The following is a 15,378-nucleotide window of genomic DNA, read 5'->3' as shown; positions in this document are numbered from 1 at the left end:
TTACTGCTCCTGGACCAGCAGCAAGGGCGGCGCATCGACCTTGGCGTGCATCTGCTCGCCACCGCCGCCACGGCGCATGCCGCGCACCGGGCAGGCATCCAGGTAGTCCAGGCCCACCGCCAGCTTGAGGTGGCGTTCGGGGCGGGCCAGCTTGTTGGTCACGTCGAAGCTGTACCAGGCGTCCCCGAGCCAGGCTTCGGCCCAGGCGTGGCTGGCCAGGTTCTGGTCATTGCCCTGGTACAGGTAGCCGGACACGAAGCGCGCCGGAATCCCCAGGCTGCGGGCGCAGGCGAGGAAGGCATGGCTGTGGTCCTGGCAGACCCCGGCGCGGCCGGCGAAGGCTTCGGCGGCGGTGCTGTCGACGCCGGTCACGCCCTTCTTGAAGGGCATCTGCTCATGCAGGGCTTGCATCAGGTCGATCAGCCCGTGGCGGTCACGGCGCGCGCCACACTCGCGCGCGGCGAACTCGCGCAGGGCCTCGTCTGCCGTGGTCAGGCGGGTGAAGCGCAGGAAGGGCAAGGCCGACTGCTTGTCATGTTCGGCTTCGCGCTGCTCGTCGATCTCCACCTGGCCGCGGGCGCTGATGACGATGGACTCATGGGGCTCGTCCAGGGTCAGCACATGGAAGATGTTGCCGAAGGGGTCGATCTGCGCGCGCACCGGGCGCGGCAGGGTCAGCTGCCAGCTGAGCACATGCTGGCGCTCGCTTTCCTGGGGCGTCAGGCGCAGGTACTGGATGCTCGCGCGGACCTGGTCTTCATAGCGGTAGGTGGTGTCGTGGCGAATGGAGAGTCTCATACAGCCTCCAGATACGAGCTGTGGATGGCCCGGGCCAGTTGCCGGACCAGCAGGATGAAATCGGTGAGCCAGGTATGCAGGCCTTCGTCGAGGATCTCGCCGATGGCGGTGTAGCGCAGCCGCGCGTCCAGTTCCGCGGCCAGGCGCTGGGCCGGCCTGCCGTTGTCACCGGGCAGGCTGGCGAGGATATGGTTCAGCTCCTCCATGCAGGCGCGCAGCGAGCGCGGCACGTCGGCGCGCAGCAGGAGCAGCTCGGACACCTGGTGGGCGCCGGGCGAGCCCCGGTAGATCTCCGTGTAGGCCTCGAAGGAGGACAGCGCGCGGAGCAAGGCGCTCCACTGGTAGTAGCCACGGGCCGAGGTATCGCTCACCTCTTCCGCTTCCTCGCCGAGCATCTCGTAGCGGGCATCCAGCAGGCGCAGGGTGTTGTCGGCGCGTTCGATGAAGGTACCCAGGCGGATGAAGCGATAGGCCTCGCCACGCATGATGGTGCCGTAGGTAGCGCCACGGAACAGGTGCGAGCGCTCCTTCACCCATTCGCAGAACCGGCTGATGCCGTAGCGGCCGAGGCCCTCGTTGGCGATGCTGCGCACTTCCAGCCAGGTGGCGTTGATGTTCTCCCAGATATCGGCGGTGATCCTGCCGCGCACCGCATGGGCGTTGATCCGCGCGGCCCGCAGGCAGTTGTAGATGCTCGCCTGGTTGTCTTCGTCCAGGGCGAAGAAGTGCAGCATGCGCTCGGCATGCAGCTGGCCGTGGCGCTCGAGATAGGTTTCCAGGGTGCCGGTGATCAGGAGCGGCATGGCCAGCTCTTCCAGACCATTGCCGCGCCCGTCCTGGGGCATCAGCGACAGCGAATAGCTGACGTCCAGCATGCGCGCCAGGTTCTCCGCGCGCTCCAGGTAGCGCGACATCCAATACAGTTCGGAGGCAGTTCTGCTCAGCATGGTCAGTCTTCCACTATCCAGGTGTCCTTGGTACCGCCGCCCTGGGAGGAGTTGACCACCAGGGAGCCTTCACGCAGCGCGACGCGGGTCAGGCCGCCGGGCACCAGGCGGGTTTCCCGCCCGGAGAGCACGAAGGGCCGCAGGTCGATATGGCGCGGGGCGATGCCCTGCTCGACGAAGGTCGGGCAGGTGGACAGGCACAGGGTCGGCTGGGCGATATAGGCCTCGGGGCGTGCCTTGAGGCGCTCGCGGAATACCTCGATCTCCTTGGCGCTGGCGGCCGGCCCAACGAGCATGCCGTAGCCACCGGAGCCCTGGGTCTCCTTGACCACCAGCTCGGGCAGGTTGGCCAGCACGTGGGACAGCTCCTCGGGCTTGCGGCACTGCCAGGTGGGCACGTTCTTGAGGATCGGCTCCTCGTCCAGGTAGAAGCGGATCATGTCGCAGACATAGGGATAGATGGACTTGTCGTCCGCCACCCCGGTGCCGATGGCATTGGCCAGCACCACGTTGCCGGAGCGATAGGAGGCCAGCAGGCCGGGCACGCCGAGCATGGATTCGGGGTTGAAGGTGAGCGGGTCGAGGAAGGCGTCGTCCAGCCGGCGATAGATCACGTCCACCGGCTGCGGGCCCGAGGTGGTGCGCATGAACACCTTGTCGTCACGGACGAACAGGTCGGCGCCCTCCACCAGCTCCACGCCCATCTCGCGGGCGAGGAACGCGTGCTCGAAGTAGGCACTGTTGAAGCGTCCCGGGGTCAGCACCACCACGCGGGGGTTATCCAGCGGGCTGGAACTCTTCAGGGTGTCCAGCAGCAGGTTCGGGTAGTGGTCGATGGGGGCGACACGCTGGGCGGCGAACAGCTCGGGGAACAACCGCATCATCATCTTGCGGTCTTCCAGCATGTAGCTGACGCCGCTGGGGGTGCGCAGGTTGTCTTCCAGTACGTAGTAGGTGCCGTCGCCGTCGCGCACTAGGTCCACGCCGGCGATGTGGGCGTAGATGTCGCGGTGCAGGTCGAGCCCCTGCATGGCGATCTGGTAGCCCTCGTTGGCCAGCACCTGCTCGGCGGGAATGATCCCCGCCTTGATGATCCGCTGGTTGTGGTAGAGGTCGGCGAGGAACATGTTCAGCGCCTTGACCCGCTGGATGCAGCCCTTCTCCACCACGCGCCATTCGCTCATGGGGATGGCGCGGGGAATGGTGTCGAAGGGAATCAGCCGCTCGGTGCCCTGCTCGTCGCCGTAAAGGGTGAAGGTGATCCCCGCGCGATGAAACAGCAGGTCGGCCTCACGTCGGCGCTGGGCCAGCAGCTCCTGGGGCGTGTCCGCCAGCCAGCGTGCGAATTCCCGGTAGTGCGGACGGCATTCGCCACTCGCGTCGTACATTTCGTCATAAAAAGTGCGGGACATGCCTAACTCCTTGTCGCCACGGGCCAACTTGCAGTCGCAAGCCCCGTGCCATCGCAACAACCGTTTGCATTTCAACAACTTGCAGCACACGCACAGTCGTCACGCCCCAGTCTGGTGCAGCCCGCCACGCGTAACTGCCGACGCCGCCCTATTTGGCGGCGGTACAGGTTTGGACGGATAGCAACGGCGAGGTGTTCCCCCGCTTGCGTCCGGGGCACTGCCATCCTTGGATCAGACAGTCTAGCCCCGCCGCGCACAGCCATTAGGGCTCGATTGTTCTATACATATGTTGCGATTTGGAATTTGCCCTATAACTCGACGACCTATGCTCATGGAGCCGTCCTGTGGGCGACATAGCCGGGGTGTATTTCAAAGGGCCCGAGAGCCTTCCATAATTGCCCCAACCCAGTGCCTCCGCACCCTGCCACCGGAGGAAGACCATGCTCACCATTGGCGACAAACTGCCCGCGTTCGACCTGCTGGCGGTGGACCATGATTCGGAACACGCGCCCAACCCGGAAAACGCCTTCAAACGGGTCAACCAGGACAGTTTCCTCGGCAAATGGAAGGTGCTGTTCTTCTGGCCCAAGGATTTCACCTTCGTCTGCCCCACCGAGATCAAGGCCTTCGGCGACCTGCTGGAGCAGTTCAACGACCGCGACACGCTGCTGATCGGCGCCTCCACCGACAGCGAGTTCGTCCACCTCGCCTGGCGCCACGACAACCAGGACCTCAAGGGCCAGAGTTTTCCCTGGCTGGCCGACATCCGCCACGAGCTGGCCGATGGCCTGGGCATACTCGACCGCCATGCGGGCGTCGCCCTGCGTGCGACCTTCATCATCGATCCGCACAACGTCATCCGCCATGTCTCGGTGAACGACCTGTCGGTGGGCCGCAACCCCCAGGAAACCCTGCGCCTGCTCGACGCCCTGCTCACCGAGGAGCTCTGCCCCTGCAACTGGCACAGGGGGGAGGCGACCCTGCATATCTAGGCGAGGCTTCCTTCCTCTCTTGTAGGGGCGAATTCATTCGCCAACCGGACCGCAGGTTCGGCCCATGGCATTCAATCGGGAAACGACCTTGCCCTTGGCGAATGAATTCGGCCGTGCAACAAGCGCGGCGCCATGGTCGCCTGTGCCCTCCCAGCCCCTTCCTTGTAAGCCCGCAGGCCCCGAACTACGCTGCTGAATACCCCCGCCAACGGCATGCAGTTCCGCCGAACAGGCTCCGCACGTCATGTACAACAGGAGTCGACAATGCCTTCGCTCAAACCCGTTTTCCTCTCGTTCGGCGTCAGTTGCGCCTGCCTCATCGCCTCCGCCCAGGCCGCCGAACCGCTGAAACAGCTCGGCCAGGGGGAAGGCCAGCTCGACATCATCGCCTGGCCCGGTTACATCGAACGCGGCGAGTCCGACAAGAACTACGACTGGGTGACCCAGTTCGAGAAAGACACCGGCTGCAAGGTCAACGTGAAGACCGCCGCCACCTCCGACGAGATGGTCAGCCTGATGACCAAGGGCGGCTACGACCTGGTCACCGCCTCCGGCGACGCCTCCCTGCGCCTGGTGTTCGGCAAGCGGGTGCAGCCGATCAACATCGACCTGATCCCCAACTGGAACACCCTCGACGACCGCCTCAAGGACGCCCCCTGGCACACCGTGGGTGGCGTGCACTACGGCACCCCCTACCAATGGGGCCCGAACCTGCTGATGTACAACACCAAGCTGTACAAGCAGGCGCCGGATAGCTGGGCCGTGGTCTTCGAGCCCCAGGACCTGGCCGATGGCAAACCCAACAAGGGCCGCGTGCAGGCCTACGACGGCCCGATCTACATCGCCGACGCCGCCCTCTACCTGAAGTCCGCCAAGCCGGAACTGGGCATCCAGGACCCCTATCAACTCACCGAAGCGCAGTACGCCGCCGCCCTCGAGTTGTTGCGCCAGCAGCACCCGCTGGTGCACCGCTACTGGCACGACGCGACGGTGCAGATGAGCGACTTCAAGAATGAAGGCGTGGCCGCCTCCAGCACCTGGGGCTACATGGCCAATACCCTGAAGGCCGAAGGTCAGCCGGTGGAAACCGTGTTCCCGAAAGAAGGGGTCACCGGTTGGGCCGACACCACCATGCTGCACGTGGACGCCAAGCACCCCAACTGCGCCTACAAGTGGATGAACTGGTCCCTGCAACCCAAGGTCCAGGGTGACCTGGCCGCCTGGTTCGGCTCCCTGCCCGTGGTCGCCAAGGGCTGCACCAGCAGCGAACTCCTCGGCCCCGGCGGTTGCGCCACCAACGGCTACGACCAGTTCGACAAGATCGCCTTCTGGAAAACCCCGGACGCCCAGGGTGGCAAGTTCGTGCCCTACAGCCGATGGACCCAGGACTACATATCCATCATGGGCGGACGCTGAGTAATCACTCAGCCCGCTGCTGCGCGTGCCTGATCCGCACTCGGGCAGTGCTCGGAATCCTCACGTACGTCCGTACGCTCCGGTTCCTGCGCGCTGGCCGAGCACAGCTGAGGCCCGCTCGCGACGTGGGCTGAGCGATTACCGCCGAAGACATCCCTGGAGCCCTGCATGACCACAGCCGTCCAGTTCACCGATGTCTGCCGCCATTACGGCGATGTGAAGGCGGTCGACCGGGTGTCCATCGAGATCAGGGACGGCGAGTTCTTCTCCATGCTCGGGCCGTCGGGCTCGGGCAAGACCACCTGCCTGCGCCTGATCGCCGGTTTCGAGCAACCCACCTCGGGTTCCATCCGCATCCACGGCGAGGAGGCCGCCGGCCTGCCGCCCTACGAGCGCGACGTGAACACCGTGTTCCAGGACTACGCCCTGTTCCCCCACATGAACGTGCGCGACAACGTCGCCTACGGCCTGAAGGTGAAGGGCGTGGCCAAGGGCGAGCGCCTGTCCCGCGCCGAGGAGGCCTTGGGGATGGTCGCCCTGCCCGGCTATGGCGAGCGTAAGCCGGCGCAGCTCTCCGGTGGCCAGCGCCAGCGCGTAGCCCTGGCCCGCGCCCTGATCAACCGCCCGCGCGTGCTGCTGCTGGACGAACCCCTGGGAGCACTGGACCTCAAGCTGCGCGAGCAGATGCAGGTGGAGCTGAAGAAACTGCAACGCCAGCTGGGCATCACCTTCATCTTCGTCACCCACGACCAGGGCGAAGCGCTGTCCATGTCCGACCGCGTGGCGGTGTTCAACAAGGGCCGCATCGAACAGGTGGACAGCCCGCAGAACCTCTACCGCAAGCCGCTCACCCGCTTCGTCGCCGAGTTCGTCGGCACCGCCAACGTCCTCCACGGCGACCTCGCCCAGCGCCTCACCGGCAGCGGCGGCGCGTTCTCCCTGCGCCCGGAACATGTGCGCTTCGGCAGTGCCGGCAACGGCGAGTTGCAGGTCAGCGGCACGGTGCACGACGTGCAGTACCTGGGCGCCAGCAGCCGCTACGAACTCAACCTGGATGGAGGTGGACGCCTGGCGCTGAGCCTGCCCAACGGCGAAGAAGCGGACAGCGCACGCCCTCAACCCGGCCAGCAGGTGCAGGCCTGCTGGGCCCGCAGCGCGATGGTCGCGCTCAGCGAGTAGGCCATGAGCGCCGTCGTCGCCAGCCACCAGAGCGGACCACTGCGCGGGTTGTCCAACCTGCTCTACCGGCGTTCCACCCTCTACCTGCTGTTGCTGCTGACTCCACCGCTCCTGTGGTTCGGCGTGGTCTACGTGGGCTCACTGTTCGCCCTGCTCTGGCAGAGTTTCTACACCTTCGACGATTTCACCATGGCGGTGTCGACGGACCTGACCCTGGCCAACTACGCCGCCCTGTTCAACCCGGCCAACTACGACATCATCCTGCGCACCCTGACCATGGCCGTCGCCGTGAGCCTGGCCAGCGCGGTGCTGGCCTTCCCCATCGCCTACTACATGGCGCGCTTCGCCTCCCCACGGGAAAAGGCCTTCTTCTATATCGCGGTGATGCTGCCCATGTGGGCCAGCTACATCGTCAAGGCCTATGCCTGGACGGTGATCCTGGCCAAGGGCGGCATGTTCTACTGGCTGATCCAGCAACTGCACCTGGAGGGCCTGCTGGGCAGTGTGCTGACCATTCCCGGCGTGGGCGGCAACACCCTGTCCACGTCCCACCTCGGGCGCTTCCTGGTGTTCACCTACATCTGGCTGCCATTCATGATCCTGCCGATCCAGGCCTCCCTGGAGCGCCTGCCACCATCCCTGCTGCAGGCCTCGGCCGACCTCGGCGCCCGGCCGCGGCAGACCTTCGCCCAGGTGATCCTGCCGCTGGCCTTCCCCGGTGTGGTGGCCGGCTCCATCTTCACCTTCAGCCTGACCCTGGGGGACTTCATCATCCCGCAGCTGGTGGGCCCCAGCGGCCTGTTCATCGGCACCATGGTCTACGTGCAGCAGGGCTCGGTGGGCAATATCCCGCTGGCGGCGGCCTTCACCCTGGTGCCCATCGTGCTGATCGCCATCTACCTGTCCATCGCCAAACGGCTGGGGGCCTTCGATGCACTCTGAGCAAGCCTCCTGGGGCCTGCGCCTGGCGGCCTGGGGTGGGCTGGTGTTCCTGCACTTCCCGATCCTGGTGATCCTGCTCTACGCCTTCAACACCGAGGAGTCGGCCTACAGCTTCCCGCTCAGGGGCTTCACCCTGGAATGGTTCGCCGTGGTCGCCGGCCGCGAAGACGTGCTGCAAGCCATCATCCTGTCAGTGAAGGTGGCCTGCCTGGCCACGGCTCTCGCCATGGTCCTCGGCACCCTGGCGGCGGCCGCGCTGTACCGGCGCGACTTCTTCGGCAAGGAGAGCATCACCCTGATGCTGATCCTGCCCATCGCCCTGCCCGGCATCATCACCGGCATCGCCCTGCTCTCGGCGTTCAAGAGCCTGGGTATCGAGCCGGGCATCTTCACCATAGTGGTGGGCCACGCGACCTTCTGCGTGGTGATCGTCTACAACAACGTGATCGCGCGGTTCCGCCGCACCTCCCACAGCCTGATCGAAGCCTCCATGGACCTGGGCGCTGACGGCTGGCAGACCTTCCGCTACATCATCCTGCCGAACATCGCCACCGCCCTGCTGGCCGGCGGAATGCTGGCCTTCGCGCTGTCGTTCGACGAGATCATCGTCACCACCTTCACCGCCGGCCACGAACAGACCCTGCCCCTCTGGCTGCTCAGCCAGCTCAGCCGCCCACGGGACGTCCCGGTGACCAACGTGGTGGCCCTGCTGGTGATGCTCGCCACCATGCTGCCCATCCTCGGCGCCTACTACCTGACCCGCGGGACCGAGACGGTGGCGGGGGGTGGGAAGTGAACACACCTGCATGCCCTCTCCCGGCTTTGCTCCCCTCTCCCTCCGGGAGAGGGGCCGAGGGCGGGCCGCGATCGGATGAGGGTAGTCCGAGCCGCACCCAACTTCCCTCACCCCAACCCCTCTCCCAGGGGGAGAGGGGCTAGAACGCACGAGGACCTGTTCCATGCAAACCAAGCTGCTGATCAACGGCCAGTTCGCCGCCGGCGAAGGCGAGCCCCTGGACGTACTGAATCCCGCCACCGGCGAGGTGCTGGTGGAAATCCCCGAAGCCAGCGAAGCCCAGGTGGACGCCGCCGTGCGTGGTGCCGATGCCGCCTTCGAGGGTTGGGCGCGGACCTCCCCCCGCGATCGCGCCACCCTGCTGCTGAAGCTGGCCGACCTGATCGAAGGCCACGCCGAAGAACTGGCGAGGCTCGAGTCGGACAACTGCGGCAAGCCCTACGCCTGCGCCCTGAACGACGAGATCCCGGCCGTCGCCGATGTGTTCCGCTTCTTCGCCGGCGCCAGCCGCTGCCTCACCGGCTCCGCCGCCGGCGAGTACCTGCCCGGCTTCACCTCGATGATCCGCCGCGACCCGGTGGGGGTGATCGCCTCCATCGCGCCCTGGAACTACCCGCTGATGATGGCCGCCTGGAAGCTCGGCCCGGCGCTGGCCGCGGGCAATACCGTGGTGCTCAAGCCCTCGGAGCAGACACCGCTGACCGCCTTGCGCCTGGCCGAATTCATCAATGAGCTGTTGCCGCCTGGGGTGGTGAACATCGTCCTTGGTCGCGGCCCCACCGTGGGCAGCCCGCTGGTGTCGCACCCGCTGGTGCGCATGGTGTCGCTGACCGGCTCGGTGGGCACGGGCAAGGCGATCATCCGCAGCGCCGCCGACAGCGTGAAGCGCACCCACATGGAACTGGGCGGCAAGGCCCCGGTGCTGGTCTTCGATGATGCCGACCTCGCCGACGTGGTGGCCGGTATCCGTACCTTCGGCTTCTACAATGCCGGGCAGGACTGTACAGCCGCCTGCCGCATCTACGCCGGCAAGAAGATCTACGACAACTTCGTCGCCGACCTGGCCAGTGCCGTGTCCAGCCTCAAGACCGGCCTGCAGAACGACCCGGCCACCGAGCTCGGCCCGCTGATCACCCAGAGCCAGCGCGAGCGGGTGGCCGCGTTCGTCGACCGCGCCCGCGCCCAGCCCCATATCCAGATCGCCACCGGCGGCAATCCCGTGGCCGGCAACGGCTTCTTCTACCAACCCACGGTGGTGGCCCACGCCGGGCAGGACGACGAGATAGTGCGACGGGAAGTCTTCGGCCCGGTGGTGACCGTCACGCCATTCAGCGACGTGGACGAGGCGGTGCGCTGGGCCAACGACTCCGACTACGGCCTGGCCTCATCGGTCTGGACCCGCGACGTGGGCCGCGCCGCCGCGGTGGCCTCGCGCCTGCAGTACGGCTGCACCTGGATCAACACCCACTTCATGCTCACCAACGAGATGCCCCACGGCGGCTTCAAGCAGTCCGGCTATGGCAAGGACCTCTCCATGTACGGCCTGGAGGACTACACCGTGGTGCGGCATGTGATGATCAAGCATTAGCAGCCAAGCGCAGGAACCCCTTGTGGGGGCGAATTCATTCGCCAAGCAGGTCGAAGGTCTGCCAAGGAGATCTGCAGGGGGCAGCTGCGCTGCCCTTTGCGAATGAATTCGCACCCACAGAGAAGGCGTCCCCGCAACCGCACTAACCGAACGCCAGGTCCAGCCAGCGCCGGTAGAAGCCTTCCGCCACCTGGTTCAGGTCCGCCACCTTGGCCGGCAGGTCGGTGAGCATGCGGGTCTTCGACTGCTGGCTGGCCTGGGTCTCGTCCAGCAGATGGCCCCAGTCGGTGAGCCAGCTGCGCACCAGTTCCTCGGTCATTTCCGGGTGGCCTTGCAGGGCCAGCAACTTGTCGCCCCAGGAGAACCCCTGGTTGGGGCACCAGGGGCTGTCCATCAGCCACTGGGCGCCTTCGGGCAGGTCGAAGGTATCGCTGTGCCACTGGTAGATGGAGAACTCCCGAGGCAAGTGCGCCAGCCAGGGGTTGTCGCTGGCCTGGGCGCGCTTTTCCAGCGGCTGCCAGCCGATTTCGGTGTAGGGCATGCGATGCACGGCGGCACCGAGGGCGCGGGCCAGCAGTTGCCCGCCCAGGCAGTGGCCGATCAGGGGCACATCGCGCGCGATGAAGTGCCGCAGCGCGGCGATTTCCTCGCCTATCCAGGGCAATGGGTCATTCACGCTCATGGGCCCGCCCATGATGGCCACGGCCTTCGGCCGGTCCAGGTCGTAGCCGTCCAGTTCGCCCTGGTCGGCACGCAATACGGTGAAGTCGCGATGCTCGCGGTCCAGCACGGCGGCCAGGTGGCCGGGCGAGCAGAAGTCCGCGTGGACAAGAATCAGGATATCGGTCATGGGGTCCCCTCCGTTGACGGAGTCTGAGGCAAAGGCCATGCCGTGGTCGAGTAAAGGAAGTCTATGAGTTTGCGGGGAATAGGCGCGCCAGAGGGCGGAGGGAAAAGCAGCCGGAGAATTGTCCGGTTTGCCCGATTCGCAGCGGCGGGGCCGCCACGAACCGGGAGGGTTTCAAGGATGGCTGGCAGGCACTTCCTGGGTCACGCCCCAGCCATCGAGCACACCACCGAGGGGGACCACCAGGGCCTCCAGGTCGTGCTCGAAATCACCGATTCCCACATGGGTGGCATACATCACCTTGCTTACCTGCAGGTGCCAGGCCCCATCGGAGCGCACCGATACCTGTGCATTCAAGGACTCACCCCGAAAATTTTTCGCCGCCAGTCGCGCCCGGTCCTCGTCGGGGAAGATGGCGTAGAACTCGATCGGATGGACACGGGCAAAATCGAAACCGCCCTCTTTCATGCGGCGCAACAGGTTGCTGCTGACATCATCGTGGAAGGCTGTGCTCATGAAACGACCTCCTCTTAGCGATGGATGAGAGTTCCGCTTTTTCCGCTTATTCCGAGAAGCCGCTGGATCCGGCTTCGCGACACCGTGCGGTGCCGCCCCGGGGCCGGCCCTGCAGACACAGCGCCAGACCCTGGCCAGGCCCCGCGCGGACCCAGCCACTGACTCACTCAACGAGTGAACTTTTTCAGCTTTCATTCAGCAGGGTAGCGCCACCACGCCGGGTCTGCCGGAAAGCTAGACAAATAGTAATAAAAGTAGCGACAAGCGGTGCCCGTGCGAAATCCGCCCAGGCATTTGCCTCTTCGCCCCTCTTACTGCCCCACTAGCAAGACCGCGCCCGGCGTTCAGGCCCCGCTGAGGAGCTTCATGATGCCCCGGTTGACCCAGGCCGGGGACAACTGCCCCGCCCCGTACATCAGCCGGAACAGCCAGCTCACCGGCCGGTGCACCGCCGCCCCCCGTGCTTGCCGCCAGGCCGCCTGGGCGATGTCCTCGGCGTTCAGGTTCACCCCCAGGCGACGCAGCACCGGTGGCTCGAAGCGCTGGCTGCTGACCATGGGGGTGCGCACGAACGGCGGCATCAGGTCGCCGACGCGGATGCCATGGTGGCGCCACTCGAGCTCCAGGGCCTCGGTGAAACCCCGCACCGCGAACTTGGACGCCGAGTAACTGGCCATGTGCGGCGTGCCGTACACGCCCGAGGCCGAGCCCATGCTGATCACCTGGGCGCCACGGGTAGCCTTGAGGTAGGGGAAGGCCGCATGGGTCACCTGCACCAGCCCCAGCACGTTGATGTTGAGAATGCGCGCGTGCTCGGCCATGTCGATCTCCTCGAAATGACCGAAACGCAGTACCCCCGCGCAATTGAACAGTAGCCGCAACTGGCCGTCGTAGATGGAGCAGAAGTCCGCCAGCGCCGCCTCCACCGCCGCCAGGTCGGTGACATCCAGCGCCCGCTGCCAGACGCCGCCCAGGGCCTGCGCCTGGGTCGCCAGGGCCTCGGCGTCGCGGTCGATCAGCCCCACCTGCCAGCCACGCTCATGGAATAGCCGGGCGGTGGCCGCGCCGATGCCGGAAGCGGCACCGGTAATCAGGATGTTGTTCATCTCAGGCGTCCTCTTCCACATGCTTGCAGATGAAGTCCGCGGCACTGGCCAGGGCCTGGTCGGCGGTACGCAGCACGCCGGTGTGCGCCTGGAACACGTGCCAGAGGCCCGGATAGCGCTCCAGGCGCACCCAGCCACCCGCCGCACGCACGCGCTCGGCGAGGCGCAGGCTGTCGTCGCGAAGGATCTCGTCCTCGGCCACCTGCACCAGCATCGGCGCCAACCCGGCCAGATCGGCGAACAGCGGTGACAGCGCCGGATCGCGGCGATCCAGGCCGGGCGGGCAATAGAGGTCCATGGCCTGCTCCACCCAGGCCGGATGGATCAGCGGGTCGCCCGCTGGCGGATTGTGCTGCGCCGTGCCGCTGAGGTCGGTGGCGGGCGAGAAGCAGATCAGCCCGGCGGGCTGCGGCAAACCCAGGCGGCGGATCTGCAGGGCGGTCACCAGGCTCAGGTTGCCGCCGGCCGAATCGCCGCCGATCACCAGGCGCGACGCCGGATAGCCCGCCTCCAGCAGCGCCTGGTAGGCGGCCACGGCATCGTCGCGGCCGGCGGGAAAGGGATGCTCCGGGGCCAGCCGGTAATCCAGGGCGCACACCGCTACCCCGGCGCGCTTGGCCAGGCTGGCGGTGATGGCCCGGTGGGTGGCCGGCGAGCCGGTGATGAAGGCGCCGCCATGCAGGTAGAGCACCACCACATGGCTGCCCCCCTCGGGCCGGTGCCATTCGCAGGGTCGTCCGCCGATCTGGCCGCCTTCGCGCAGCACGCCCCGGGGCGCCAGGGTGCTGGCGGTGAGCCCGCGCAGCACCAGCCGTTGCAGGCCCACCGGCAACGGTGGCCGCATCAGGCCACGGAACAGCAGGCGAAGGGCACCGCGCAGGGTCGCGCGCAGCACCGGCTGGCCGGGCTCGGGGGCGGTGAACTCAACGGGTGCATTCATAGTGCGCTAGCTCCAGGCGGCGGGTCTGTTGGCGGTAACGGAAGGTGAAGCCCGGCCAGTTGTTGGTGTTGCGGCCGTCGGCGGTCTTGTACCAGCTGTGGCAACCCTGCTCCCAGATGGTATGGCGCACGTCCTTTTGCAGGCGCTGGTTGAAGTGGCGCTGCACCTCGGGCTTGAGGTCGAGGTAGCGCAGGCCGTCCAGCGCGCGGATGCCATCCAGCACATAGGGGAACTGGCTCTCCAGCATGTAGAGGATGGAGTTGTGCCCCAGGTTGGTGTTGGGCCCGTAGAGGATGAACAGGTTGGGGAAACCGCTGACGCTGACGCCCAGGTAGGCTTCGGCCCCCTCGCGCCAGGCATCGTTCAACTCACGCCCGCCGAGCCCGCGGATGCTCATGGGGGCCAGGAAGTCCGTCGCGGCGAAGCCGGTGCCGAGGATGATGGCGTCCACCTCATGCCGCTGGCCGTCCTGGGTCACCACGGCGTTCGCGGTGACTTCGCGTATGGCCTGGTCCATCACCGTCACATTCGGCCGGGCCAGGGCCGGGTAGAAGTCGTTGGAGATCAGGATGCGCTTGCAACCCATCGGGTAGTCCGGCAGCAGACGCCGACGCAGCGCCGGGTCGGCGATGCCACGGGCCAGGTGCAGGCGAAAGCGCAACTGCATCATCTTCATCAGCGGCGGGAACACCGAGAACGCCAGGACCCGCGATTCGTGCTGGATGTACTTGAGCACCCGGTCGACCTTCTGCAGCCAGGGCAGGCGCCGCAACAGCGCCAGCTCCCAGGCGCGGTAGGCGCGGTCCGGCTTGGGGATCACATAGGCCGCCGAGCGCTGGAACAGCGTGAGCCGGGCCACCTTCGGAGCGATCTGCGGGACGAACTGGATGGCGCTGGCGCCCGTGCCGATCACCGCCACCCGCTTGCCTTCCAGCGGGTAGTCGTGGTTCCAGCGGGCCGAATGGAACAGCTCGCCCTTGAACTCGTCCAACCCGGGGATGCGCGGCCAGGCCGGCCGATTCAACTGGCCACAGGCACTGACCAGCGCCTTGCTGGAGAAGTGCTCGCCGCTGCGGGTATGCACCTGCCAGGTGCCGCTGGCGGCATCGAACTCGGCCCCCGCCACTTCGCAGTCGAAACGGATGTGCCGACGCAGGCCGTACTTGTCCGCGCAGTGGCGCTGGTAGGCGAAGATCTCCGCCTGGGGCGCGTACTTGCGCGACCAGTCGGCCTTGGGCTCGAAGGAAAAGGAATAGAGGTGCGAGGGCACGTCGCAGGCCGCGCCGGGGTAGCTGTTGTCGCGCCAGGTGCCACCGACGTCGCTGCCCTTCTCGAGGATCAGGAAGTCGTGGATACCGGACTTCTGCAACTGAATGGCCAGGCCCAGGCCGCCGAACCCGGCACCGATGATCAGCACCTGCAGGGGCGCCGACCGCTGGGGATTGTTATGCATTGTTATCTCCCGCCTCGTGACGGGAGATGCTAGCCCGCCTTTGCCCGAACGAGAATGACGTCGCGAGCCACGGAGGTGGGAAATTGGGACACAAGTACCACTGTCGACGAATAAGCTGTCCCCGTGGGCGCGCGATCAACGCCCCACGGGTGAAGGCGCAGCCCGGCTCAGCGACCGGCGCGCGACTCGCGGATGTAGAAGCGCGCCTTCTCGGCCTTGCTGGTACAGCCCTCGAAGCCTTCGAACTGCTGCTCGGTCTTGGCGGCGGTGAGCAGGCTCAGGGCCTTGGAGTAGCTGACCGCGCCGGAAAAGCCCTCCGCCTTGGCCATGTCCAGTTCCTTCCAGGCCGCGTCGAGTTCCGTGGCGCAACTATCGCGATAGGCCGTCTTGGCGGCGCAACCGGCAAGCAACAAGGCGATCAGGGGCAGGCTGATCCAGGCTTTCAT

At 66.4% G+C, this 15,378-nt stretch carries 15 protein-coding genes and 1 other RNA gene; 7 read left to right on the top strand and 9 right to left on the bottom strand.

Going from position 1 to position 15,378, the window contains the following annotated elements:
- The 3 genes from PCA10_RS11175 to PCA10_RS11165 are packed head-to-tail and all read right to left on the bottom strand — an operon-like array spanning nucleotide 1 to nucleotide 3,157.
- Nucleotides 1-798, bottom strand: a complete 798-nt coding sequence (locus PCA10_RS11175) for a transglutaminase family protein (RefSeq protein WP_016492182.1) — start codon at nucleotides 796-798, stop codon at nucleotides 1-3.
- Nucleotides 795-1,745 (bottom strand): alpha-E domain-containing protein, encoded by a 951-nt coding sequence (locus tag PCA10_RS11170; RefSeq protein WP_016492181.1) that lies wholly within the window; start codon nucleotides 1,743-1,745, stop codon nucleotides 795-797. The genes PCA10_RS11175 and PCA10_RS11170 overlap by 4 nt, the downstream gene beginning before the upstream one ends.
- 2 nt (nucleotides 1,746-1,747) lie before the next feature.
- Complete coding sequence (locus PCA10_RS11165; RefSeq protein WP_016492180.1) at nucleotides 1,748-3,157, bottom strand: circularly permuted type 2 ATP-grasp protein; 1,410 nt, start codon at nucleotides 3,155-3,157, stop codon at nucleotides 1,748-1,750.
- Nucleotides 3,158-3,597: 440 nt separating this feature from the next.
- Here PCA10_RS11165 and PCA10_RS11160 point away from each other — a divergent pair, with 440 nt between their 5' ends.
- From PCA10_RS11160 to PCA10_RS11135, 7 genes are all read left to right on the top strand, one after another.
- Nucleotides 3,598-4,149, top strand: a complete 552-nt coding sequence (locus tag PCA10_RS11160) for a peroxiredoxin (RefSeq protein ID WP_016492179.1) — start codon at nucleotides 3,598-3,600, stop codon at nucleotides 4,147-4,149.
- Between the two features lie 264 nt (nucleotides 4,150-4,413).
- Complete coding sequence (gene ydcS / locus PCA10_RS11155) at nucleotides 4,414-5,565, top strand: putative ABC transporter substrate-binding protein YdcS (protein WP_016492178.1); 1,152 nt, start codon at nucleotides 4,414-4,416, stop codon at nucleotides 5,563-5,565.
- A gap of 62 nt (nucleotides 5,566-5,627) precedes the next feature.
- A non-coding RNA gene (locus PCA10_RS29365) (sX9 sRNA) lies at nucleotides 5,628-5,702 on the top strand.
- A 31-nt stretch (nucleotides 5,703-5,733) separates the two neighbouring features.
- Complete coding sequence (locus PCA10_RS11150; RefSeq protein ID WP_016492177.1) at nucleotides 5,734-6,744, top strand: ABC transporter ATP-binding protein; 1,011 nt, start codon at nucleotides 5,734-5,736, stop codon at nucleotides 6,742-6,744.
- Nucleotides 6,745-6,747: 3 nt separating this feature from the next.
- The gene (locus PCA10_RS11145; protein WP_016492176.1) at nucleotides 6,748-7,686 is read left to right on the top strand and encodes an ABC transporter permease; all 939 of its coding nucleotides are present in this window, start codon (nucleotides 6,748-6,750) and stop codon (nucleotides 7,684-7,686) included.
- The gene (locus tag PCA10_RS11140; RefSeq protein ID WP_016492175.1) at nucleotides 7,676-8,482 is read left to right on the top strand and encodes an ABC transporter permease; all 807 of its coding nucleotides are present in this window, start codon (nucleotides 7,676-7,678) and stop codon (nucleotides 8,480-8,482) included. Before PCA10_RS11145 ends, PCA10_RS11140 begins: the two co-directional genes overlap by 11 nt.
- Nucleotides 8,483-8,645: 163 nt before the next feature.
- Nucleotides 8,646-10,070 (top strand): gamma-aminobutyraldehyde dehydrogenase, encoded by a 1,425-nt coding sequence (locus PCA10_RS11135; RefSeq protein ID WP_016492174.1) that lies wholly within the window; start codon nucleotides 8,646-8,648, stop codon nucleotides 10,068-10,070.
- A 142-nt stretch (nucleotides 10,071-10,212) separates the two neighbouring features.
- On the opposite strand, the gene PCA10_RS11130 is transcribed toward PCA10_RS11135, so the two are convergent.
- From PCA10_RS11130 to PCA10_RS11105, 6 genes are all read right to left on the bottom strand, one after another.
- Complete coding sequence (locus tag PCA10_RS11130) at nucleotides 10,213-10,920, bottom strand: type 1 glutamine amidotransferase (RefSeq protein WP_016492173.1); 708 nt, start codon at nucleotides 10,918-10,920, stop codon at nucleotides 10,213-10,215.
- Between the two features lie 171 nt (nucleotides 10,921-11,091).
- Nucleotides 11,092-11,433, bottom strand: coding sequence for a ribonuclease E inhibitor RraB (locus tag PCA10_RS11125; RefSeq protein ID WP_016492172.1), 342 nt, complete (start codon nucleotides 11,431-11,433; stop codon nucleotides 11,092-11,094).
- 344 nt (nucleotides 11,434-11,777) lie between these two features.
- Nucleotides 11,778-12,539: an SDR family oxidoreductase gene (locus tag PCA10_RS11120; protein WP_016492171.1), complete on the bottom strand. Its 762-nt coding sequence runs from the start codon at nucleotides 12,537-12,539 to the stop codon at nucleotides 11,778-11,780.
- Nucleotide 12,540: 1 nt separating this feature from the next.
- Nucleotides 12,541-13,479 (bottom strand): alpha/beta hydrolase, encoded by a 939-nt coding sequence (locus PCA10_RS11115; protein ID WP_016492170.1) that lies wholly within the window; start codon nucleotides 13,477-13,479, stop codon nucleotides 12,541-12,543.
- A complete protein-coding gene (locus PCA10_RS11110; RefSeq protein ID WP_016492169.1) occupies nucleotides 13,463-14,932 on the bottom strand; it encodes a flavin-containing monooxygenase in 1,470 nt (489 codons plus the stop codon). The genes PCA10_RS11115 and PCA10_RS11110 overlap by 17 nt, the downstream gene beginning before the upstream one ends.
- 167 nt (nucleotides 14,933-15,099) lie before the next feature.
- On the bottom strand, nucleotides 15,100-15,378 hold the full coding sequence (locus tag PCA10_RS11105) for a hypothetical protein (RefSeq protein ID WP_016492168.1): 279 nt from the start codon (nucleotides 15,376-15,378) through the stop codon (nucleotides 15,100-15,102).

The sequence above is a fragment of the Pseudomonas resinovorans NBRC 106553 genome, assembly GCF_000412695.1.
GTDB lineage: Bacteria > Pseudomonadota > Gammaproteobacteria > Pseudomonadales > Pseudomonadaceae > Metapseudomonas > Metapseudomonas resinovorans_A.
The sequence above is the reverse complement of the archived record's forward strand: the minus strand, read 5'-3'. Positions and strand labels throughout refer to the sequence as shown.